This is a genomic window from Clostridia bacterium, from assembly GCA_028698525.1.
Lineage (GTDB): Bacteria > Bacillota > Clostridia > JAQVDB01 > JAQVDB01 > JAQVDB01.
The window spans coordinates 1-23930 of the sequence record JAQVDB010000022.1; the positions used below are offsets into that span (position 1 = coordinate 1).

The 23930-nt window shown below is 34.9% G+C and carries 18 protein-coding genes; 11 read left to right on the top strand and 7 right to left on the bottom strand.

The features are described 5' to 3' along the window. The first annotated feature begins 150 nt into the window (after positions 1-150). The 4 genes from PHP06_04615 to PHP06_04630 all read left to right on the top strand — a co-directional run bounded on the left by PHP06_04615 (position 151) and on the right by PHP06_04630 (position 4834). On the top strand, positions 151-441 hold the full coding sequence (locus PHP06_04615; protein MDD3839839.1) for a hypothetical protein: 291 nt from the start codon (positions 151-153) through the stop codon (positions 439-441). Positions 442-527: 86 nt separating this feature from the next. After that, positions 528-1433, top strand: a complete 906-nt coding sequence (locus PHP06_04620) for a sugar ABC transporter permease (GenBank protein MDD3839840.1) — start codon at positions 528-530, stop codon at positions 1431-1433. A 16-nt stretch (positions 1434-1449) separates the two neighbouring features. Beyond that, positions 1450-2331, top strand: coding sequence for a carbohydrate ABC transporter permease (locus PHP06_04625; GenBank protein MDD3839841.1), 882 nt, complete (start codon positions 1450-1452; stop codon positions 2329-2331). Between the two features lie 70 nt (positions 2332-2401). Next, positions 2402-4834 carry a glycosyl transferase gene (locus tag PHP06_04630; GenBank protein MDD3839842.1) on the top strand — a complete coding sequence of 811 codons (2433 nt, stop codon included), beginning with the start codon at positions 2402-2404 and terminating at the stop codon, positions 4832-4834. 185 nt (positions 4835-5019) lie between these two features. Here PHP06_04630 and PHP06_04635 read toward each other — a convergent pair whose 3' ends face one another. The 5 genes from PHP06_04635 to PHP06_04655 are packed head-to-tail and all read right to left on the bottom strand — an operon-like array spanning position 5020 to position 12017. Next, positions 5020-5532: a GNAT family N-acetyltransferase gene (locus PHP06_04635; GenBank protein ID MDD3839843.1), complete on the bottom strand. Its 513-nt coding sequence runs from the start codon at positions 5530-5532 to the stop codon at positions 5020-5022. Beyond that, the gene (gene argF / locus PHP06_04640) at positions 5529-6518 is read right to left on the bottom strand and encodes an ornithine carbamoyltransferase (protein MDD3839844.1); all 990 of its coding nucleotides are present in this window, start codon (positions 6516-6518) and stop codon (positions 5529-5531) included. The genes PHP06_04635 and argF overlap by 4 nt, the downstream gene beginning before the upstream one ends. Before the next feature lies 1 nt (position 6519). Next, on the bottom strand, positions 6520-9726 hold the full coding sequence (gene carB / locus PHP06_04645; protein MDD3839845.1) for a carbamoyl-phosphate synthase large subunit: 3207 nt from the start codon (positions 9724-9726) through the stop codon (positions 6520-6522). Between the two features lie 20 nt (positions 9727-9746). Continuing rightward, entirely contained in the window at positions 9747-10808 is a 1062-nt protein-coding gene (gene carA / locus PHP06_04650; GenBank protein MDD3839846.1) for a glutamine-hydrolyzing carbamoyl-phosphate synthase small subunit, read from the bottom strand. 12 nt (positions 10809-10820) lie between these two features. Continuing rightward, positions 10821-12017: an aspartate aminotransferase family protein gene (locus PHP06_04655; GenBank protein MDD3839847.1), complete on the bottom strand. Its 1197-nt coding sequence runs from the start codon at positions 12015-12017 to the stop codon at positions 10821-10823. Between the two features lie 147 nt (positions 12018-12164). Here PHP06_04655 and PHP06_04660 point away from each other — a divergent pair, with 147 nt between their 5' ends. Further along, on the top strand, positions 12165-13343 hold the full coding sequence (locus tag PHP06_04660) for an endonuclease Q family protein (protein MDD3839848.1): 1179 nt from the start codon (positions 12165-12167) through the stop codon (positions 13341-13343). 51 nt (positions 13344-13394) lie between these two features. Continuing rightward, positions 13395-14051: an MtnX-like HAD-IB family phosphatase gene (locus tag PHP06_04665; protein MDD3839849.1), complete on the top strand. Its 657-nt coding sequence runs from the start codon at positions 13395-13397 to the stop codon at positions 14049-14051. A 244-nt stretch (positions 14052-14295) separates the two neighbouring features. On the opposite strand, the gene argB is transcribed toward PHP06_04665, so the two are convergent. Both argB and argC read right to left on the bottom strand, forming a co-directional pair. Then, entirely contained in the window at positions 14296-15174 is an 879-nt protein-coding gene (argB, locus tag PHP06_04670) for an acetylglutamate kinase (GenBank protein MDD3839850.1), read from the bottom strand. Positions 15175-15177: 3 nt separating this feature from the next. After that, the gene (argC, locus tag PHP06_04675) at positions 15178-16218 is read right to left on the bottom strand and encodes an N-acetyl-gamma-glutamyl-phosphate reductase (protein ID MDD3839851.1); all 1041 of its coding nucleotides are present in this window, start codon (positions 16216-16218) and stop codon (positions 15178-15180) included. 186 nt (positions 16219-16404) lie between these two features. Between argC and PHP06_04680 the strand changes: the two genes are divergently transcribed. The 5 genes from PHP06_04680 (at position 16405) to PHP06_04700 (ending at position 23854) form a co-directional block, all read left to right on the top strand. Further along, positions 16405-17295 carry a cation diffusion facilitator family transporter gene (locus PHP06_04680; protein MDD3839852.1) on the top strand — a complete coding sequence of 297 codons (891 nt, stop codon included), beginning with the start codon at positions 16405-16407 and terminating at the stop codon, positions 17293-17295. A gap of 68 nt (positions 17296-17363) precedes the next feature. Beyond that, positions 17364-18473 carry an RtcB family protein gene (locus tag PHP06_04685; GenBank protein ID MDD3839853.1) on the top strand — a complete coding sequence of 370 codons (1110 nt, stop codon included), beginning with the start codon at positions 17364-17366 and terminating at the stop codon, positions 18471-18473. Between the two features lie 376 nt (positions 18474-18849). Continuing rightward, on the top strand, positions 18850-20640 hold the full coding sequence (locus tag PHP06_04690) for a sensor histidine kinase (protein ID MDD3839854.1): 1791 nt from the start codon (positions 18850-18852) through the stop codon (positions 20638-20640). Continuing rightward, positions 20621-22267 (top strand): response regulator, encoded by a 1647-nt coding sequence (locus PHP06_04695; GenBank protein ID MDD3839855.1) that lies wholly within the window; start codon positions 20621-20623, stop codon positions 22265-22267. Before PHP06_04690 ends, PHP06_04695 begins: the two co-directional genes overlap by 20 nt. A gap of 201 nt (positions 22268-22468) precedes the next feature. Then, a complete protein-coding gene (locus PHP06_04700; GenBank protein ID MDD3839856.1) occupies positions 22469-23854 on the top strand; it encodes a sugar ABC transporter substrate-binding protein in 1386 nt (461 codons plus the stop codon). The last annotated feature ends 76 nt before the right edge of the window (positions 23855-23930 follow it).

Genomic DNA, 23930 nt, shown 5'->3' on the forward strand with positions numbered 1-23930 from the left:
TTTTGTAAAGCGATTTGTTGATATGCCAGGGGGATATCGACCGTTGGATTTTCCTGATGTGGATCAAGTAACATCTAAATTAGTGCCTTATACTTTAGAAATCGGCACCAATTTAAATGGGGAATTACCACTGAGGAATTTTTAGACACTATGGCTGAAAATGGTGATATTGTGAGCAACCAAGAAATTATAGAGAAATATCAACGGGATGACAGCTTTATAAATAAAGTAGTAAATCAAAATATTTATCAAGTATATGGACCCATGTTGGATGGGATTGATGGAAATTTGGTTACAAAGCATGATGATACCATAAGGATGGCTTTCTTGGATAGCTTAAATGCTTATTTGGCCGATGAGATCTCTAAAGAAGAAATGTTGGTACAATTTAAGGATCGAGTACAGGCAGAATTACAGGGAGAGGATATTTCCTTTGACTGACTGTAAAACATGATTTCATTTAGTCTCTATGCCTTATTAGCCTGTTATCAGGCTAATAAGGCAATAGATGATAAGGAGGATAATAGATGAGCTTTAAAAAAAGTTCTACAATCAGTAGGAGAAAGTATTATGGATATTTATTTATTTTGCCTTTCTTTATCATCTTGAGTATATTTATCATCTATCCCATAGGATATTCGATCTATTTGAGTTTTCATAGCTGGGATGGAAGTATTATTCAACCAGAATTTGTAGGATTACAGAATTTCAAAAGTTTATTTCAAGATCAGTTTTTTGGCAAAAGTATAGCTAATACATGGATTATTTGGATAGTGAGTTTTATACCTCAACTGATATTAGCCCTTGGATTAGCCGCTGTGTTATCCGATTCCGATGTAAAAGGGAAAGGATTTTTCAGGTGGGTATACTTTTTGCCTGTGCTGATAACTATGGCATCCATAGGTAATTTAGTATATTTTATTATGGATTGGAAAACCGGTGTATTAAATCAAATTTTGATGCGATTAGGTTTTATTCAGCAGCCTATACAATGGCTTCAAAAGATAACTGCTGCTAGGTTGACTATATCTATTACTCTTTGTTGGATGTGGTTTGGATATACTATGGTAATTTTTATGGCGGGGATGAAAGCGATTCCCCAAGAATATTATGAAGCAGGTGTGATGGATGGAACTACCAAATGGCAAGCCTTTCGGTATATCACTTTACCCTGTTTACGGCCCACTATTACCTATAATGTAGTGACTTCTATCATTGGAGGATTGACCATGTATGATGTGCCTGCTATAATCTCTCACTCTGGGGCACCTCAATCCTCTACATTGACTATGGTTATGTATTTATATAATATGGGTTTTCGAAATTATAATATGGGATATGCTGCAACCATTGCAGTGGGATTGTTTGTGATGGTAATGGTCTTTGTTTCGATTGCATACAAAATTTTGATGAAGAATGTACAACAAGAATAGAAAAAAGGTGATCATTATGTCTGATGATATTATAAAAACGAAAGGCCCTATAACATCGAGAAGTATATTACCTAGGAGAAAGATCGGTTTTACCAGAATTATGTTATATATTTTACTATGTTTGTTGGCAGTTATCACTTTTTTTCCTTTTTACATTATGATTATAAATGCTACTCATTCCACTAGAGATATTGTAACACAGCTCAATTTGATTCCTGGCAAATCATTTTTTACCAATATCGTGAGAGCCCAAAGGGGAGCAGATTTAATAAATGGCTTTAAAAACAGTTTGATTGTGTCTATATCTGCTACGTTGTTGGGAGCGTATATAGGAGCTCTGACAGCGTATGGATTTTCAAAATATCGTTTTAAGGGAAACAAAATGTTGTTCTGGGTGGTCATCGGGTCTATGATGTTTCCGGCCCAGCTGGGACTCATCGGTTATTATCAAGTTTGTAATTCATTAGGGTTGATCAATAATTATTTAGCATTGATCCTTCCCAATGCAGCCCAGGCTAATCTTGTTTTTTTTGTAAAACTGTACATGGATTCTGCCATACCGGATTCTATCATTGAGTCTGCCAAAATGGATGGATGCAGCGAATTTGCTATATTCAACAAGATTGTATTTCCTTTATCTATCCCTTCTGTTGCTGCAATGTCAATTCTAAATTTTATCACCGTTTGGAACAATCTAATTCAGGCTTCTGTAGTATTTACAGATAAAGAGATGTATACTGTTCCGATTATAATGCAGAATGTTAGAGGAGTATACAGAAACGATTTAGGAGCAGTATATGGGGTTATTGCCCTGTCAGTCATTCCAATAATGGTTGTTTTCGCAATTGGCTCAAAATATATTATAGAGGGAATGGTAGCAGGATCTGTAAAAGAGTAGAGTTGATAGGACACAGTGTCTTTATTGAAAATATTGTTAAAACATAAATCAGGAAAGGGGCAATATTGTAATGCAGTATGGATATTTCGATGATCAAAATAGAGAATATGTTATTACAACGCCGGAAATTCCTTATCCTTGGATAAATTATTTAGGAACCGATGAATACTTTGGATTGATATCTCATACAGGGGGAGGCTACAGTTTTTATAAAGATGCCAGGTTAAGGAGAATAACAAGATATCGTTATAATAATATTCCTACCGATGGTAATGGAAGATATTTTTATATTAAAGACGGAAATGATTATTATTCACCTACCTGGATGCCTGTTAAAAAAGATCTGGATCTGTTTGAATGCAGACATGGAATGGGCTATACCAAGATAAAGGGACAAAGAAACTGTCTTCAGACAGAGATTTTATATATGGTTCCATTAAAAGACGATATAGAGATCCACAAAGTAATATTGGAAAATCAATCAGAGCATCAAAAAACCATTCAGCTGTTCTCTTTTGTCGAATTTTGTTTATGGAATGCTTATGATGATATGGTGGATTATCAGAGGACATATAATATAGGGGAGGTAGAAGTCGAGGATAATACTATATATCATAAAACTGGCTATAGAGAAAGGAGAAACCATTTTGCTTTTTATAGTGTGGATCAAAAGATATGTGGGTTTGATACCGACCGAGATAGTTTTTTAGGTCTATATAACGGATTGCACGAGCCACAGGTTGTAAAACAGGGCATATCCAGAAATTCTATTGTCCATGGTTGGAATCCGATTGCCTCTCATAGTTTAGAGATCACTTTGGAGCCGGAAGAGCAAAAGGAAATTGTCTTTATATTGGGATATGTTGAGAATTATGAGCAAGATAAGTGGGATTCAGAAGGGGTGATAAACAAGCGAAAAGCCAAAGCCCTTGTAGACATGTATACACCCGAAAAAGTAAATGAATGTTTTGAAGAATTAAGGGATTACTGGACTGAATTATTATCAAAATATACTATAAAGACAGAGGACCAAAGATTAGATCGCATGGTAAACATCTGGAATCCCTATCAGTGCATGGTAACTTTTAATATGTCTCGAAGTGCATCGTATTTTGAATCAGGCATAGGAAGGGGAATAGGATTTAGGGATTCTAATCAGGATATTTTAGGGTTTGTGCATTTGATACCGGATAAAGCAAGACAGAGGATATTAGATCTTGCTGCCACTCAGTTTGAGGATGGCAGCGCCTACCATCAATATCAGCCGTTGACCAAGAGGGGGAATAATGAGATAGGTTCGGGATTTAACGATGATCCCTTGTGGTTGATCTTGTCTACTATCACTTATATAAAAGAAACAGGAGATTTTGATATATTGGATGAACAAGTGCCCTTTGATAATAATCATGACAACAAGGCCAGCCTCTACATGCACTTAGCAAAATCATTTGAATATACAATAAACAATTTAGGTCCTCATAATTTGCCCCTTATCGGTCGTGCAGATTGGAATGATTGTCTTAATTTGAATAATTTCTCAGACAATCCTGATCAATCCACTCAGACCAGTGAAATCAAAGAAGGTAAAACAGCGGAATCGATATTCATTGCCGGTTTGTTTGTGTATGTAGGCAGAGAATTTGAAAAGCTTTGCGATCAAATTGGCAAATACGATTACAGCCAATTCATCCATAAGCAAGTACATGAGATGATCAAAAATGTAGAAAAGTATGGATATGACGAAAAGTGGTTTTTGAGGGCTTATGATCATTATGGAAAAAAGGTAGGCAGCCAAACAAATCAGGAAGGGAAAATTTTCATCGAACCCCAAGGCATGTGCGTGATGGCGGAAATCGGCATGAATAATGGCATGGCTCAAAAGGCATTGGATTCTGTGGACAGATTATTAAATACAGAATATGGATTAATATTACAAACACCGGCTTATAGCAAATATTATATAGAGTTAGGTGAGATAACGTCGTATCCTCCGGGATATAAAGAGAATGCTGCTATTTTCTGCCATAGCAACACCTGGGTGATGATTGCCGAAACCATCTTGGGAAGAGGTAATAAGGCTTTTGAGTATTATAAAAAGATTGCTCCCACTTATTTAGAGGAGATAAGTCATATTCATAGGATGGAGCCTTATGTATATGCTCAGATGGTGGCCGGCAGGGATGCAGCAAGTCATGGGGAGGCTAAAAATTCATGGTTGACCGGCACTGCCGCATGGAATTATGAAGTCATAACAAAATGGATATTGGGTATCAAGCCGGATTATAACGGACTCATCATTGACCCTTGTATACCCAATGAATGGGATGATATACAGATAAAGCGAATTTTTAGAGATGCTGTATATAATATCAGCATTAAAAACCCCAAAAGGGTGTGTAAAGGAGTGGACAGGATTGTAGTGGATGGGATTACACAGACTGATAATTTAGTAAAAGTCTTTAAGGATGAAAAAGAACATACAATTGAAGTTATAATGGGATGATGCAAAGGCCCCATAAATCTTGAAATAACAGATTTATGGGGCCTTTATATAGGTTTTGAAAAAAAGGCTCAGTATGTTTATTACAAAATCGATCAAGATATTTTGGAAGAGTATTTATTTGTCAAGGAAATAATGGACGATGAATCAAACGTTTCTTCAATATCCATTAGATTTTAATACGAAGTTTATAATACAGCCTGGGATTTTGAACAGTATTGAGTTTGTTCCCTTAAATCCTTTCGCAGCAAAACTCTTATATATCCTTTATCATTGTCGGTGGAATGAACATAGTATCCAATGCCATAGTAGAATCTTATCAGGTTTGTAACTTTTGATGCTGTGTGCAAGGCAATATAATCAATTTTTTGTTGCTTCAATTCTTTTTCTACTTCTAACATAAGTGCTTTTCCGATGCCTAAATTATGACATTCGGGGTTCACTCCGAAACGGCTTATATAAGCACAATTATTGCCTCTATCGATATGATATCGTATAGTTCCTTGAGGTTTTTTATCTGCATATGCTATCAATATAGTTTTTTTCTCCATGTCCTCTAATATAGAATTATAGGTCTCATCCAGGGCAGAAACTTTTTCAGGGAACCCAAGATCATCGGCATATTTTTTAAAGGCTTTTTGTGTTATTTGATGAATCACGGGTATATCCTGTTGGACTGCTTTTTTAATAACTATATTCATATCTTAACCTCCTTATTTTTGAATGTGTCTGACATCAGGAGAGTCATCACGGCTTTTTGGGCATGAAGCCTGTTTTCAGCTTGGTCAAACACAACGGATTGTGGTCCATCTATTACATCTGAAGTCACTTCTTCTCCTCTATGCGCCGGCAGACAATGGAGAAATATTGCATCTTTTTTTGCCAAGGAAAATAGTTTTGCACCGATAGTGTATCCTTTAAAATCATTTATTCTCCTATTATAATCCGCTTCCTGTCCCATGCTGGCCCATACATCGGTATATACCACATCTGCATTTGCAATGGCATATTCCGGTTTCTCCGTTATCAGTATTTTGCTTGAATTTTTGACTGCATGATTTCTGCAATATTCCATCATCTCATCAGAGGGTTTGTACGCTTTCGGACAAGCAATCGCAATATCAATTCCCAGTTTAGAGCAAGCGATCAGGAGTGAATTTGCAATATTATTGCCGTCGCCAATATATGAGAGTTTCAAATCGTTCAAAGTATTTTTATATTCATATATAGTCATCAAGTCAGCCAGTATTTGGCAAGGATGAAACTGATCTGTAAGACCGTTTATTATTGGGATAGTGCCGTATTCAGCCAATGCCTCCACATCTGTTTGTTTATAAGTCCTTATCATTATTCCATCCAGATAACGGGATAGTACTTTTGCAGTATCTTCTATTGTTTCCCCTCTACCTAATTGTATATCCCTGTCGCTTAAAAATAGTGCGGTCCCCCCCAATTGATATATACCTACTTCAAAGGAAACCCTAGTTCTGGTAGAAGATTTTTGGAATATCATTCCTAGAGTTTTATCTTTCAGGTATTGGTGTGGGGTATTTATCTTTTTCATTTGTTTAAGCTTTAGTGCAATGCTTAAAATGTAGTATATGTCCTGTTTACTGTAATCCTTTAATGTTAACAGGTGTTTATGGATAAAAGGTGTTTTTGCGTTATAGTTTAATAAATCCAGCATATTATTTTCCTCCAATCTGATCTAGCGGTATTATTGACAAGCCAGAGTCTAATTCTTTTGATTCCAATAAATTGGCCACTGCTTTTGCGGTATCTATCGATGTGATACAGGGTATATTGAATTCCATGGCCTTTTGCCTTATGCCGAAACCTTTTCTGTCTATTATCTTTCCTCTGGTAGGTGTATTTATAATGAAATTTATTTCATTGTTCATTATTTTTTTAATTACTTCTGATTTTTCTATTTCCAGACAATCTATATTTTGATTTTTAAAGTATTCATATGTCTTTTCGGTTGCACATATGTTAAAATCATGTTTTTTAAATATACTGGCCATCTCTAGGCATTCTTGTTTATTTCTATCCGCTACCGAGAACAATATACTTCCTCTGTTTGGTATATCTATGCCTGACGCTATTAAAGCCTTGTATAGTGCCTTGGGAAAGGTAGTATCAGTTCCCATCACTTCACCGGTGGACTTCATTTCAGGCCCTAAAAAGGTATCCACAAAGGATAGCTTTGAAAAGGAAAATACAGGAGCTTTAACAGTAATTAAATCAGATTCCGGCATGAGTCCGGTTGTATATCCAAGGGTTTCGAGTTTTTTGCCTAACATTACCTTTGTGGCGATATCCACTATCGGTACTCCTGTCACTTTACTCAATATAGGTACAGTTCTGCTGGCTCTCGGGTTTACTTCTAACACGTACACATCGCTATTTTTATCTATGACGAATTGGATATTAAACAAACCTTTTATTTGGAGCGCCTTTGCAATCTCTATAGCAAAACTTACTATCTTGGATTTTACGTTTTTGTCTACACTTTGAGTAGGATATACAGCGATACTATCCCCTGAATGTACCCCCGCCCTTTCTATATGCTCCATAATACCTGCGATTACTACTGTATTCCCATCTGATATCCCATCTATTTCTACTTCGCTACCTAAGATATATTTATCCATCAGGACGGGATGTTTGCCGGATATTTCAACTGCTAGTTTAAGGTATTCTACCAATTCCCGATCATTGTATACAATTTCCATTGCTCTTCCTCCCAATACATAGGAAGGCCTCAACAAAAGAGGATAACCGATCTTGTTGGCTGATTCTACAGCTTGATCTACGGAAAATATTGTTTTACCTTGAGGGGATGGGATGTTTAAATTTTCAAGTAGTTTTAAAAATTCGTCTCTATCTTCCGCTTTATTTATGTTTTGAACACTTGTTCCCAGGATGTTTACTCCTTCCTCTGAAAGAGGTTGTGCTAAGTTTATAGATGTCTGACCCCCGAATTGAACTATTATACCCATGGGTTTTTCCTTTTCAATCACATCCATGACACATTCTTTGGTCAAGGGTTCGAAATACAGTTTGTCTGAGGTATCAAAATCTGTGCTTACAGTTTCAGGATTGCTGTTGATAATGATGGATTCTATTCCTTCTTCTCTCAGGGCTTTTACTGAATGTACACTGCAGTAGTCAAACTCTATCCCCTGACCGATCCTGATAGGGCCTGATCCTAGTACTAATACTTTAGGCTTATCAGAACATCTAGCATCATCTTTTTGTTCATAGGTTGAGTAATAATAAGGTGTACAAGCTTCAAATTCCCCAGCGCATGTATCTACCATTTTATAGATGGGATCTATGCCGTATTTTTTTCTCAAATCTTTTATGGATTTTTCACAGGTGCCCAACAGTTCGGCTATGTAACTGTCCCCAAATCCTAGTCTTTTGCATTCTTGTAAAAGTTCATTAGATAGCTCATTTATACCCAAATTTTTAAGTTTTACGATGTAATCCACAATATTTTTCAGTTTATTTATAAAAAATTTATCTATACAGGTGAGCTCCCATATTTCTTTAGTTGTATAGCCCCTCAACAATGCTTCTGATATAGTAAATATTCTTTCATCGTTAGGATTTTTAAGGCATTCTAGTATTTTTCCATCAGACCAAGTGGATATTTCCTTCATCCCTAAATGATAGTTAAGTTTTATATCCAATGAATCTATGGCTTTGAGCAATGATTCTTCAAATGTTCTTCCAATCGCCATCACTTCTCCAGTGGCCTTCATTTGCGTTCCAAGATTTCTATCAGCATTGTTAAACTTATCAAAGGGCCACCGGGGCACCTTGGTTACAACATAGTCCAGAGCAGGCTCAAAACATGCATTAGTATTTCCGGTAACAGAATTTTTTATCTCATCAAGGGTAAGGCCTATGGCAATCTTTGTTGCAACTCTAGCTATGGGGTAACCCGTAGCTTTTGATGCCAGTGCACTGGAACGGCTCACCCTGGGGTTTACCTCTATGACTACATAATCGAAACTGTTTGGATCCAGTGCAAACTGTACGTTACAGCCTCCTTGGATTTTAAGTGCCTTGATTATTTTGAATGATGCAGTGCGCAGCATTTGATATTCATAATCTGAAAGCGTTTGACTAGGTGCAACCACTATACTGTCTCCGGTATGAATTCCCACAGGGTCCAGATTCTCCATGTTGCATACTACAATACAATTATCCGCTGAGTCTCTTATCACTTCATACTCTATTTCCTTCCAACCTGCTACACTTCTATCCAAAAGCACCTGATTTATTATGCTGTTTTTCAAACCTCTGGCCACTATATTATTAAACTCTTCCATATCGTGAGCTATTCCTCCACCGGTACCACCCAATGTATATGCAGGTCTTACAATAATGGGAAAACCTACATCAGAGGCAAATGATGCTGCATCTTCAAGATTGGTGACTATGGCGCTTTCAGCTACTTTTTCCCCTATAGATTCCATGGTATCTTTAAACATTTCCCTGTCTTCAGCGTGTTTGATGGATTCCAGGGAAGTTCCTAGCAGTTCTATATTCAGCTCATCTAAAATCCCGTTTTCCGCAAGTTGAAGTGCCATATTTAGACCGGTCTGGCCACCGAGAGTAGGCAGTATACCATCAGGCCTTTCTTTTTTTAGTATTTTGATTACTATATCCAAATTAATAGGTTCGATATATACTCTGTCTGCCATATCAGTATCTGTCATTATTGTTGCGGGATTGCTGTTTATCAATATAACCTCTATGCCTTCTTCCCTTAAAGCCTTGCAGGCTTGTGTGCCGGAATAATCGAATTCTGCTGCCTGACCTATTATTATGGGCCCTGAGCCTATGACTAAAACTTTTTTTATATCTAAACGTTTTGGCATCAAAACACCTCCTGTTTCTATCAGTTTTTCATCATGTCTATAAATTCATCAAAAATACAGTGTGAACTCTCAAAATCTGCAATAACTTTAGGATGATATTGCAGACTTATTATGGGATATTTTTTATGCTTGAAACCTTCAATAGTGTTGTCGTTTACATTTATATGGGTTATTTCTATATCAGTTTGATCGTCAAAATCTACAGCGTAGTTATGGCTTTGACAAGTGATATGTATTTTACCGGTTTTGATATTTTTTACCGGATAATTTGTTCCGTGGTGACCAAATTTTAATTTATGTATTTTTCCTTTCAAAGCCAGTGCAATTAATTGATGTCCTAAACCAATGCCCATAATAGATATCTTTCCAATCAGATTCGATATGGTATCTACTGCATAGCGCAGCCCTTCAGGCTCACCTGGTCCGTTAGAAATTAGTAATCCGTCAGCATCAAACTCTACTATTTGTTGAGCAGGGGTTTGTGCAGGCAGAATATAGAGGTGGCAATTTCTTTCATACAAGGTTTTAACTATGCTGTTTTTTATACCTAAATCCAGCACAGCTACCTTTGGACCGGTATTTTTCTTATGTATTATTTTTTTTGTGGTGACCTGGCTTGCCAGGTCTTTGCCCTTCAATGAATAAGCTTTCGCTTTGTCAGCTAGGGTGCCTATATCGGTTGAGCAGGTGGAAATGACAGCTCCCATACTCCCATTTTTTCTTATGTGCTGGGTTATAGCTCTAGTATCTACACCACTTATGCCTAAAAGATTGTTTTCTGTGAAAAATTGTTCTATATCCATAATTGATCTATAGTTGCTGGGTTGCTTACAATATTCTCTCACTACCAGGCCTTCCAGGTGGGTTTTATCTGATTCGCAGTCATAACTGTTTATTCCATAGTTCCCTATCAATGGATATGTCATAGTGACGATTTGTCCCTTGTATGAAGGATCTGTCAAAATTTCCTGATAACCTGTCATACAGGTATTAAATATCAACTCTCCCGTTGTTTCACCGGGTTTCCCGAAGCACTCACCCTTGTAATACGTGCCATCGGCTAGAACAAGTAGTCCTTTCATTAGTATTCCTCCTCATATTGTTTGGAATATATCGTCTAATACTTCTATCAATTTTTGTATATGGTCTAATTCTATTATCAACGGAGGTACAAATCTTAATGTATTATTTCCTGCACAATTGATTATAAATCCTTTTTCAACACAATTATTTACTATATCTTTTCCATCGATAGCTTTATCCAGCTCTAATCCCAACATAAGGCCTTTTCCCCTTATGCTTTTGATAAAATGGTATTTATTTTTAAGTTCTATCAATTTTTGTTTAAATATTTTCCCGTTTTCGCTACAGCGTTCTAGGAGGTTATCTTTGTATATGGTTTCTAAAACAGCTGCTGCGGCAGAACATACAAGAGGGTTTCCTCCGAAGGTTGAACCATGGTCTCCGGGTTTGAATGCTGAAGCTATCTCCCGTGTTGCAGCAAATGCACCTATGGGAACACCACCTCCTAGAGCTTTTGCCATTGTTATTATGTCTGGTTGTACATCATAGTGCTGGTATGCAAAAAGTTTTCCTGTCCTGCCTATTCCGGTCTGGACTTCATCAAATATAAGAAGCAAATCGTACTTGTCACATATCTTTCTTACTTTTTGAATATAGTCATAATCTGCAGTTATTATTCCTCCTTCTCCTTGTATCAGTTCCAGCATTACAGCGCATGTTTTTTCGGTTATTGAGTTTTCTATCGCTTGCACATCGTTGAAGTTAACGCTGATAAAACCGGTAGGGAGAGGAATAAAGGGGTTGTGATATTTTTCTTGTCCTGTAGCGGCTAATGTTGCCAAAGTTCTCCCGTGAAAGGAATTGGCGGCTGTTATCACATGATGTTTATCCAGACCTTTGTCTTTAAAGTATTTTTTAGCAAGCTTTATTGCTCCTTCATTTGCCTCGGCACCGCTGTTGGTGAAGAATATTCTATCGGCAAAACATTTATCTAACAGCATTTTTTCTAATTTTGCTTGTGCTTCTATATAAAACAAATTTGAACAATGGATGACTTTTTCAGCTTGTTCTTTTATCGCTTTTACCAAGGCGGGGTGGTTATAACCTAGGGTGTTGACAGCAATGCCTGCTAGGAAATCAATATATTGTTTTCCTTGTTTATCATAAAGTATACATCCGTTTCCATAGTCAAAAACTATGGGTATTCTCTCTCCATAAGTATTCATATGATATTGTTTGTCTATATTAATTATTTGTTTAGTGTCCATTTCTCTACCTCCTTAAATGTTTATTAATAATTATACATAATCATGAATAAACATTCAATAGCAAATTTTAAAATTTGAAAAAATGTTTATATGAAAATAGAATAGGGGTAACATATTGTTAAACATATAAAGGAGTTGTATGGGACTTTGGATAAATTTTTTATGGATCTGCATGTACATATAGGAAGATCTGATTCAGGCAGGATCATCAAGATGGCTACTGCAAAAAATTTAACTATTTATAATGTTGCAAAGGAAGCTCACTATAGGAAAGGACTGGACATTGCGGGGGTGGTGGATTGTATTTCTCCATATGTGTTGGAAGATATAGATTTTTTGATACAGGATGGAAAATTGCTGGAAAGACCTGATGGAGGAATAAAATACGGGGAAATCACCTTGATATTAGGAGCTGAAATCGAGACTAAAGAAGATAATGGGAGGGCGCATATTTTAACCTTTTTTCCCTATTTAGAGAATATCAAAGGTTTTGCCAAAGATATGCAAGATTTTATCACTAATATATATACCAACAGTTCTATAGCTAATATATCCGGCCGTCAGCTGATTGAAATTGTAGAGCAATATGGAGGTATATGTATACCTGCCCATATATTTACCCCCTATAAAAGCTGCTATGGGAGCTGTGCCGATAGATTAGAGCATATATTTGGAGCTGGTGGATTGGAAAAAATATATGCTGTTGAACTTGGATTGAGTGCTGATACTCAAATGGCATGTCAGATTTCTGAATTAGACGATAAATCATTTTTGAGCAATTCAGATGCTCATTCATTGCCGAAGTTGGGAAGAGAATATAATGTTGTGGAGTTAAATCAGCCTACATATAAGGAAGTGGTGATGGCATTGAAGGGAGAAGCCGGACGGAGAATAAATGCTAATTATGGGTTAGATCCTAAATTAGGGAAATATCATAGGACATTTTGCATTGACTGCAATAGAGTGATTGAACAGCCACCACCTGTAGAATATTGCCCTATAGAAAAGGAACATAAGACAGTTATGGGTGTGATGGATAGGCTGTATATTATCAAGGATAAAGAGATGGGATGTAGTTCAAATAAGCCACCCTATCATTATCAAGTTCCTTTAGAGTATCTGCCCGGTGTGGGGCCAAAAACCATTGATAGACTGATTAAACTCTTTGGAAATGAGATGAATGTACTACATAAAGTGTCTCAGGATGAGCTGAAGGGTGTGTTGACAGAACAGGCTGCTCAATATATTATATCATCCAGGGAAGGGAGACTAAAGTTAGAAGTAGGGGGAGGGGGAGTATATGGAAGAGTAGAGAAGCTAGAGTAATAAAAAGTATTTTGATTTATATGATTTTTCAGTGAGGAGGAGCTTTAGAAAATGAGCAAAGCAATACTATGTGATTTTGACGGTACAATAGTAGATAAAGACATAATAAATGGGATTCTAGATAAATTTGCCGATAAAAAATGGAGATATTATGAAGATCTCTGGGAGCAGGGTAAAGTAGGTTCTACCCAAAGTGTAGAAAAACAAATAGCCTTGATGAAGGGAACGGAAGATCAGGTTATTGAATATATAAATAAAATAATGAAGCCAGACCCCTATTTTTCAGATTTTGTAAAAATGTGTGACAAAAAAGGTATAGAACTTGCTATTGTAAGTGATGGTCTAGATATATACATAAAGGAATTTTTAAAAAATTATGAGATGGATATAAGATACTTTACAAATAAGTTGGAGTTTGAGGATGATGGACCAAAAGTTACTTGCCCTAATCTTAATGAAAAATGTGGGTGGTGTTGTACTTGTAAGTTTAATATAGTCAATAAATATAAAGCTGCCTATGATAAAGTTTATTATGTAGGGGATGGATTGACAGATAAACATGCCAGCCAGGTGGCAGATGTAGTATTTGCAAAGAAAAAATTGATTGATATCTGTGAACAGCAGAATATTGAATATATCGAATTTGATGATTTTAAGGATATAATTGATTATTTTGATGAGGACATGTATGAAGAATGTATAGGATAGTTTATGAACAATCAATTTTAAAGCTAAAAATATTCTGACATATCCTCAGAAAAATTGGATTTAAAATAATTAGACAGGAACATAAGGGGGAGACAAATCAGCAGCTTGAGGAGATAGTTGTGATGTAATGAATAGCAGTTTATTCTCGAGTAATTATTGGGATAAACTTTCTCCCTCTTAAATTCCGGCTACCAATTAGATAGTCGATGTATGTTTATAATACCTTCATGAAATAATAATTTTATTATTCTATTACCATGGTGCCTATTCCTTTATCTGTAAATATTTCCAACAATATAGGATGGGGGATTGTGCCGTTTAATATATGAGTTTTATTAACTCCTTTTTTTATCGCTTCTATACAGCCCATTACTTTAGGAATCATGCCCCCATTGATTATACCTTTATCTATCAATTTATATACTTTTTCAATAGTGATCACAGATATAAGGGAATCGGGACGATCGGGTACTTCCCTTATGCCGTCGGTATCAGTGAGAAAAATAAGCTTTTCAGCTTTCAGAGATGCTGCTACATCGCCGGCTACAGTATCTGCATTTATATTATAACTTTGGCCATCAGGACCTGTGCCTATAGGGGCTACCACCGGTATATATTCATCGCGGCTCAGCAGCTGAAGTATTTTGTTATTTATATTTTTTATTTTGCCTACAAAGCCTAAGTCTACACCGTCTATTTTTCCCTGTTTTTCCACTTCAATCAAATTAGCATCTTTTCCACATATGCCTATAGCTTTTCCACCAAGATTATTGATTCTTGATACTATATCTTTGTTTACTTTACCTGCCAGCACCATCTGTGCAACATCCATGATTTTTTTATTTGTGACCCTTAAACCATTATGAAATTCCGATTGTATATTTAATTTTTCTAATACGCTGTTGATGTCAGGACCTCCACCATGAATGATTATGGGGTTTACTCCTACATATTTTAGTAGGGTGATATCCTGCATGACCATTTCCTTTAATTCTTCATTTATCATGGCATTTCCACCGTATTTTATCACGATAGTTTTTCCACTTAAACGTTGTATATATGGCAATGCTTCAATGAGTATATTTGCTTTTTGAATATGACTGGACATATCTGATTCCTCCATGTTTTAAATATATGCTGCAGGTAATTTTAGCCCGCATGTTTCCTCAAAACCAAAAATAATGTTCATGTTCTGAACCGCCTGTCCGGCAGCACCTTTTACTAGATTATCGATGGTAGAAATGATTATTACCTTATTTGTCCTGTCATCCACTTTTATCCCTATATCACAAAAATTAGAATAGACCACATTTTTTAATTCTGGGAAACTATCATTTTCATAAATCCTTACAAAAGGCTCTTTTTGGAAGAAATCCCTATATAGATTTATTATTTGTTGGGAAGACATATCTTCCATCAGATTACAATAGATTGTTGTCAATATCCCTCTTTTAATAGGCAATAAGTGAGGGGTGAATGAAAGAACTGTATCTATATTCAACATCTTGCTTATTTCTTGTTCAATTTCCGATGTATGTCTATGGGATGCTACCTTGTATGCTTTAAAGTTTTCATCACACTCACAAAAATGCATGGCTTGAGATACTGATCTTCCAGCACCTGTGGCACCTGACTTTGAATCTATTATTATGTTTTTATTGTCTATCAATTTATTCAATGCCAGTGGGGCAATTCCGAGTATAGATGAAGTTGGATAGCAGCCTGGATTGCCTATCAAACATGCTTTTTTTATTTTGTTTCTGTAAAGTTCCGGAAGTCCGTAAACAGCGTTGGCTAAAATATCGGGACATTCATGTTTTATCCCATACCATTCTTTATACAAATTCCCATTGTCGTATCTGAAGTCTCCACTCAAATCTATTATTACCTTATTATATTTATATAGCTTTTTAATCACCTGCTGTGATATGCCATGGGGCAGACAGGTAAAAATCACATCAGAATTTATTCCAATATCCTGTATATCCATTTGACTGCATTTTATATCCAGTATGTTCTTAAAATTAGGGTATATATTTGAAAAATGTTTATCTTTATAAGTTTTTGAGACCAGCTTGTATATGGATACTTTAGGATGTGTATACAGCAATCTCACCAATTCCATTCCTGAATAGCCTGTCGCACCTATAATACTTGCTTTTATCATATGAGACCCTCCAATTTAAAATATAATCATAATTATACAATAAGATGAATAAAGATACAACAGTATCTTTAAAAACAGTAAAGGGCAATAGGGGAGAATGATATAAGATTGTTGAAGGATGGATTGGGTATATTAATATTAGTACATATACAATATTTTTTGTTAATGGAGGAGAAATATAGTATAATGGAATACCATCATGATCACAAAAGTATAAAGAATATAAAAGTAGCATTTATGTTGAATTTTACTTTTACCATCGTAGAGATAATAGGAGGATTGCTCACAAACAGTATGGCGATTTTATCTGATGCCTTGCATGATTTTGGAGATTCTATATCTTTAGGTATTGCTTGGTATTTGGAGAATTTCTCGCGCAAAAAACCGGATCAAAGATATACTTATGGATATGCTCGTTTTTCTCTATTGGCTGCGCTGATAAATAGTTTGGTTTTAGTGGGTGGGTCCATCCTGATCCTTTCAAGGGCGATTCCGAGAATTATCAGTCCTGAAGGCACAAATGCAAAAGGAATGTTTTTGCTTTCAATATTAGGTATTATTATGAACGGAATAGCTGTGCTCCGCTTGAAACAAGGTACATCTCTAAATGAGAAGGTTGTTTCATGGCATCTGCTTGAGGATGTATTAGGGTGGTCTGCTATATTTGTGGTAAGCATTGTTCTGATGTTTAAAGACATTCCTATATTAGATCCCATACTATCTGTTTTGATTACTTTGTTTATATTATATAATGTGATAAAAAATTTAAAAGATATATTCAAAGTGTTTCTAGAAGGAGTTCCAATAGATATTTCTATCGAATATATTGAAAATGAGATTTCCCAAAATATAGACGCGATATCTGTTCATCATACCCATATATGGACTTTGGATGGTGAGATAAACCTTATGAGTACTCATGTGGTAGTAAAGGATGATATTTCTCATAAACAGATTATCAAACTCAAGCAGGATATAAGAGAGCAGATGGAGCAAAATAATATCCAACATGTTACTATAGAGATAGAGTTTGAAAGTGAAGGATGTCCAGATAGGATATGTTATAAGGTAGATTAAAGAAGATAATAGAGACATGTGGGGTCATCGGGTATATATATGATAATAAAAAAGGAAGGGAGAGGTCTATGTTTGAGATAAGAGGAAAATATAATAATGCCAAGATATTTACTGATAAACTTGATCAAGGTGCTATATATCAGATCAAAGAGCTTTGTGATCAGGAATTTGTAAAGGGCAGCATTATACGGATTATGCCTGATGCACATGCAGGCATTGGTTGTACTATCGGTACGACCATGACAATAGAAGACAAGATTGTGCCTAACCTTGTGGGAGTCGACATAGGGTGTGGGATAGAAACTATAAAGCTCAAACAAAAAGAAATAGACCTTGAAAAGCTAGATCAAGTAATTCACAGCTTTATACCTGCTGGTTTTAGTGTTAGAAAAAAAGAGCATGAATATGTGAAGCACATGGACTTTGACAGTCTTCTATGCAAAAAGCATGTAGATATTAAAAGGGCTAGGAAGAGCATAGGTACATTAGGCGGAGGAAACCATTTTATTGAAATAAATAAAGACAAGAATGAGAATTTGTATTTGGTGGTTCATTCCGGGAGCAGGCATCTAGGTAAACAGGTGGCAGAGTATTATCAGCGATTAGCTTATAATGAATTGTCAAGGTCTTTTGGAAAAGACAAAAAAATAAAAAAACAGCTGGCATATGTCCAGGATGATAGCTTTGATAGATATCTTAATGATATGAAGTTGGTACAACGATATGCTGTATATAACCGTAAAGCAATAGTGGAGGAAATTATAAATAGGATGGATTTGGATGTCCAGCACCGATTTACTACCATACATAATTATATCGATTTAGATAATATGATTTTGAGAAAGGGAGCTATATCTGCCCAAAAGGACGAATTGATTTTGATTCCCATAAACATGAGGGATGGAAGCCTTATATGCAAAGGAAAGGGAAATAAAGATTGGAATTATTCGGCTCCACATGGTGCAGGCAGACTGATGAGCAGAAGAGAGGCTAAAAGGCAGTTTAGCCTTAAACAGTTCAGAAAAACAATGGAAGGTATATATTCTACAACTATTAACAAATCCACAATAGATGAATGCGCCTTGGCTTACAAGCCTATGGATGAAATAATCAACAATATAGAGGATACTGCAGAGATATTGGATATAATTAAGCCAGTTTATAATTTTAAAGGCTAAATTCATACTATATTGCTTTTTGGGTGGGCGTTAAATATTAAAATAGTTTTGCATTGTATGTATATATATGGTATAATTATAATCACAAAAGAATTAGTTAATAGAGCAAAGGAGAACCACATAAGGTCTATTTTAAATAGATTTTATGTGGTTTTTATTTTTTTGGCGTTTGGTATATAAAAAGAAGGATTTTTGCATTCTATGTAGAATACATATATAACAGAAAAATAGCAAAGATAGCATTTGTAAAAAGGGAGGGAAACCTGCAAATGGTCATACATTTGCAGGTTTTTACTTTTATTTCAAAAACTATTTTTTTGAAATAATATATGTTTTATTGTAGAATATATATATCTTTATGATCGCGGTGAAAAATATGACAAAATTAAAAAAAATGATTCAGGCTATCGTTAAAAATTTCAGGGATTCATCAATAAAAGTAAAGATAAGCATAATGTTGATTATAGTTGCTTTTACGCCGATAATCATAATAGGTTTTACTTCGTACTATATCTCTAGATCCATAGTGGAAGAGAATACCATAAAAAGTACCCATTACAACTTGGAGCTGGCAAATAATGAGATGGAAAATGAATTGTATGAGATAGAAGATATTTCACTTATATTGTTATCAGATTATGATTTGCAAATATTGCTTGATCAAAATACAGTTATAAATAATAGATTGGCAAGAGAAGATAGAGTAAGATCTTTGCTAGATAAATATGTGGCTACCAACGCAAAAATTAACTCTATTGCAATATTAGATGCTGAAGAATATTTAAAATACCATGATAGGAGAGACAGACTACTTGTTTTAAATAATTTCGAAAAAATTAGAAATAGTAGTGTGTTCAAAGACGTAAAAGCCCTTGGAGGGAAGCCTTTATGGGTGAATATAGGTGAAACAGCGGATGATATATCTCTGATAAGGGTGATCAATAAAGTAGGTACCAGACAGAAGTTGGGTTTTATTATGATCGATATAGATAAGTCGATATTAGGGAATATATCAAGGACTGTAAATACACCTGAAGATGGTAATATAATAATTAAAGACAAAACAAATAATATAATTTTTTCAAAATATGATGAAAACAAGAATATAATAGATAATTTTTTAAATATAAAAAAATCCGCTGGATATGAATTTGTGAATATCGATGGAAATGAATACTTCCTTATATACAACACTTCAAATTATACTGATTGGCTTGTGGGAGTTTACCTGCCTATAGACTATGTTTTTTCAACCAGCGAGATGATAAAAAATATCACAATGGTTGTTATTATAATATCTATTGTAATATCTATAATGTGGATGTTTGTAATCTCGGATTTTATTACAAAGCCTATAAAAGAGATCAGAAGTTTGATGGGGAAAGTGGAAAGAGGAAATCTGAGCGTGAGATTTAACAGTAAATATAACGATGAGTTCGGGCAATTGGGAAATAGCTTTAATAAGATGCTATCCGAGATGAGGGGATTGATTGAAGAAATATACGAAAGTCAGTTAAAAATACGCAAGAATGAATTGAAGTCCCTTCAAATGCAGATAAATCCTCATTTTTTATACAATACGTTGGATACCATTAATTGGATGGCACAAAATGCAAAGCAATATGAAATAGCTAGAGTATCCAGAGCGCTGGCTAATTATTTCAGGTTGAGTTTGAGCAAAGGTAAACAAGTGATCAGCATAGGAGATGAGTTGAGGCAGCTGGAGAATTATTTAATAATACAAAAGACCCGATATCAGGACTTGATAAATGTTGAGATTGAGGCAGAGGATGAAATAAAAAGCTGTAAGATCATAAAACTTACACTTCAGCCTATAGTGGAAAATGCCATATACCATGGAATAAAGGAAAAAGGCTCAAAAGGCAATATATTTATTACAGCTAAATTGAGGGAAAACAGTATAATATTCAAGATAAAAGATGATGGAATTGGAATGAAACCAGAAGAACTTGATGAATTGATAAGATCGGTAGAAATGACAAGGACAAAGGGGTTTGGTTTGAGCAATGTTAATGAAAGAATAAAATTATATTTTGGCAACCAATATGGAATAAGTATACAAAGCAAATATGGAGTTGGTACTGAGGTTACTGTAATAATTCCTAAAATAAAAGAAGGTGACTTAGATGAAAATTTTGATAGTTGAAGATGAGTCATTTATAAGAAAAGGAATAATAAATAATATAGATTGGGATAAATTAGGCTTTGAAATGCCAATAGAGGCTAGCAATGGCTTGCAAGCACTGGATAAAATCATACAAGAGCATCCGGAGGTTGTGCTTCTAGATATTCGTCTCCCTAAAATGAATGGGTTAGAGCTGTTGAGTGAAATAAGGAAGAAAGGCATTAATCTTGAAGTAATTGTTCTAAGCGGTCATGATGAGTTCGAATATGCTCAAAGGGCTATGGAACTGGGGGTAAAGCAGTATTTATTGAAACCAGTAGCTTCGGATGAAATAGAAGAAGTGTTATCTAAAATAAGAGAGGAAATTATAAAAGAAAATAATAGAAAAGAACAGATGAAAGAGATGAAGCAGCAAATAAAGAGAAATTTGCCTTCATTAAAGGCGGTGTATGTGAGCAGTTTATTGAACGGGACTATAAATGATATAAGTGATATAAAAAGACAAGGTGAATATTTGGATATAAAGATTTCCGGTGAGTATTTTTGTGTGTTGGTGTGCATTATAGACCACGATGACCTATCTTTAAAGACACTTAACGAAGAAGGCAAGAATATAAATAGATATCTTGTGACAAATTCCATAATCAAAGTATTGAAAGAAATGAATTTGAAGACTGAAGGTGATAGGGAAGGTATTGTTCATACACCTAACGAAAACGAGGTTGTACTCATAATAGGACAAAATCAAAAGAATAAAGTGCAATCTTTGAAATCTGTTATAGCTAGAAGAATAATCGAGTCAATAGAAGGCTACCAGGATTTTAATATAACTGTGGGTATAGGGAATACCTATCAAGGATTTAAAAATATAAAATACTCATATCAAGAGGCAAAAAACTCATGTGATTATAAGTTTTTGAGAGGGAAAAACCAAATAATAGATATAAAAGATGTTGAACCTGATAGTAATATATCTTTTTTCCTCCCCAATGATTTACAAAGGACCCTTACAAGCAGTATTAAGCAGGGGAATTCTACGCAAGTCAAAGAAATATTAGACGATTTTTTCGATCTTGTATTAGATAGCACTAAAGTACATTCTATAAATAATATTAAAGTAATATGTTGGGAGCTTTTATCAAATATACTAAGGGTGGTTGGCGAAATAGGTGGGGATATATCTGATATTATAAAAAATATTGAGGAAGTGTATATAGAATTTGAAAAATTCGATACTATAAAAGAATTTAGGATTTATATTGAAGAGTTAACTGATAAAATTATAGATTATGTGGTAAATAGAAGATATTTAAAATACAGGAGTGTTATAAGAGAAATCAATAAATATGTAGAGGTTAACTATAGTGATGAAGATTTGAATCTTGATATTATCGCATCTCATGTCAATATGAATTCTAACTATATAAGTCATCTATATAAAAAAGAAACAGGAGAGAGCTTGACAAACTATATAAAGAAAGTTAGGATCCAAAAGTCTAAAGATTTTTTAAAAGACTTTGACAAAAAAATATATGATATAGCCTATCAGGTAGGTTTTAAAGATGCCCATTATTTTACCATATGTTTTAAAGAAGTTGTAGGCATCACACCCAGTGAATATAGGGAAAGCTTAAATATATTAGGTTAAAATGCCCGATAAAAGGGCATTTTTTTTATCAATTTGTCTAAGATATTTTAGGGTGTTCTAAAAAAAATGAAAACTTCATTTAGATATTAAGCATATAATATTTATTGAAGCAGCTTATGTTTATTAAAAAACATAAAATACTTAATGGAGTGTGCCGCTTTATAATTTAATTAATAGTTACAATGAAAGGAGAAATATTAGATGAAAAAGTCACTAGCAAAATTAATTCTAACAATTATGATTTTGAGTTTAATTGTTGTTGCAGTGGGTTGTGGTGGTCAAGACCAGCAAGATGGCCAAGACGACCAGAATGACAAAGTTTCAGAAGGAGACTCAAACGAAGGTGACGGTGAATCCGTAGAAATCGTTTGGTGGCAGTATCCTAGATTCACAAACATAGAAGAAAAAGAAGTCGGTGATTTTGAAAGTGAAATCATAGCGGACTTTGAAGAGGAAAATCCAAACATAAAAGTTAAAATCGAGATGATTCCTTGGAATGGTGGACCTGAAAAGGTGAACGTTGCTATAGCTTCAAACAGTACACCTGATGTTCTCTTCGATTATCCAGGAAGAATAATGGGTTACGCAACACAGGATGTACTTGTTCCTTTAGATGATGTAGTTACAGATGATATAAAAGGTGATATTCCGGAGAATCTACTCCAGGCATGTCAGCTTGATGGAACAACTTATATGTATCCATGTGGTGCAACTCCAATTGTAGTAGCTGTTAACCTTGATTTCTTTAAAGAAATAGGTAAAGAGGATTTATTACCTTTGGATAAAGAAGATAGAACTTGGACCCTAGAAGAATTTGAAACAGCTCTAAAGGCAGTAAAGGATAGCGGTAAGGATGTATATCCTTCAATGTTATTTGCAGGGAATGAGCAAGGAGACTCTTCTATGAGGATGTTTATTCAATCTGCATTTGATGCTGAACTGATCAATGATGATCATACAGAAATCATATTTAACAACGAGAATGCAGTTAAAGGTCTTGAGTGGATGATTGAAAAATATAAAGAAGGATTATTTGCTCCAGGGGCAGAATCGACTGTATCCTTGGATGTAGTTGAGACATTCTTCCAGACAAAATCTGCTATCAATATTATGGCATCACCTCAACATCATGGATTGCATGAGACATATATAGCTGATGGTAAAGCTGAAGAATTTGAATGGGCTTTATTCCCATATCCAAATGCAGAAGGGAAAGATCCTAAGGCAGAAGTTCAATTGAGTGGATTCTGTGTGTTTGATAATGAAGACGAAGCAAAAGCTGAAGCTGCAAAGAAACTTATTAAATTCATACTGGATAGCGACAAATATAAAGATCAAGCTGTTGTAGCTACAGGCCAGCTTCCTGTGAGAAATTCCATGACAGGTCTTTACGATGATGAAGACTATCAGTTTTCTGAAAACTTATTGAAATATGCTGCAGACACTGCTTATACAGCAAACAACTATGCAGGGATGAGAACTAAATGGTATCCAAATATTCAGGGTGCTTTAACAGAAAAATTGAGTGCACAAGAAGCTTTGGATGCATTTGCAAAAGAAGGCACAGAAGAAATAAACAAAGAATAATTGATAAGTTTTGTGATTTAATTGTTAACAGATAAATATATTGCCCTTAAGGGCGATATATTTATCTGGATTTAAT

Bases quoted from the DNA above. Each gene is read 5' to 3' on its own strand.
- PHP06_04695 (MDD3839855.1), top strand. From the start codon at position 20,621: ATGAAAATTTTGATAGTTGAAGATGAGTCATTTATAAGAAAAGGAATA.
- argC (MDD3839851.1), bottom strand. From the start codon at position 16,218: ATGATAAAAGCAAGTATTATAGGTGCGACAGGCTATTCAGGAATGGAA.
- PHP06_04620 (MDD3839840.1), top strand. From the start codon at position 528: ATGAGCTTTAAAAAAAGTTCTACAATCAGTAGGAGAAAGTATTATGGA.
- carA (MDD3839846.1), bottom strand. From the start codon at position 10,808: ATGAAAGGACTACTTGTTCTAGCCGATGGCACGTATTACAAGGGTGAG.
- argB (MDD3839850.1), bottom strand. From the start codon at position 15,174: ATGGAGGAATCAGATATGTCCAGTCATATTCAAAAAGCAAATATACTC.
- PHP06_04665 (MDD3839849.1), top strand. From the start codon at position 13,395: ATGAGCAAAGCAATACTATGTGATTTTGACGGTACAATAGTAGATAAA.
- PHP06_04630 (MDD3839842.1), top strand. From the start codon at position 2,402: ATGCAGTATGGATATTTCGATGATCAAAATAGAGAATATGTTATTACA.
- PHP06_04635 (MDD3839843.1), bottom strand. From the start codon at position 5,532: ATGAATATAGTTATTAAAAAAGCAGTCCAACAGGATATACCCGTGATT.
- PHP06_04655 (MDD3839847.1), bottom strand. From the start codon at position 12,017: ATGGACACTAAACAAATAATTAATATAGACAAACAATATCATATGAAT.
- PHP06_04685 (MDD3839853.1), top strand. From the start codon at position 17,364: ATGTTTGAGATAAGAGGAAAATATAATAATGCCAAGATATTTACTGAT.
- PHP06_04625 (MDD3839841.1), top strand. From the start codon at position 1,450: ATGTCTGATGATATTATAAAAACGAAAGGCCCTATAACATCGAGAAGT.
- PHP06_04615 (MDD3839839.1), top strand. From the start codon at position 151: ATGGCTGAAAATGGTGATATTGTGAGCAACCAAGAAATTATAGAGAAA.
- argF (MDD3839844.1), bottom strand. From the start codon at position 6,518: ATGCTGGATTTATTAAACTATAACGCAAAAACACCTTTTATCCATAAA.
- carB (MDD3839845.1), bottom strand. From the start codon at position 9,726: ATGCCAAAACGTTTAGATATAAAAAAAGTTTTAGTCATAGGCTCAGGG.
- PHP06_04700 (MDD3839856.1), top strand. From the start codon at position 22,469: ATGAAAAAGTCACTAGCAAAATTAATTCTAACAATTATGATTTTGAGT.
- PHP06_04680 (MDD3839852.1), top strand. From the start codon at position 16,405: ATGGAATACCATCATGATCACAAAAGTATAAAGAATATAAAAGTAGCA.
- PHP06_04690 (MDD3839854.1), top strand. From the start codon at position 18,850: ATGACAAAATTAAAAAAAATGATTCAGGCTATCGTTAAAAATTTCAGG.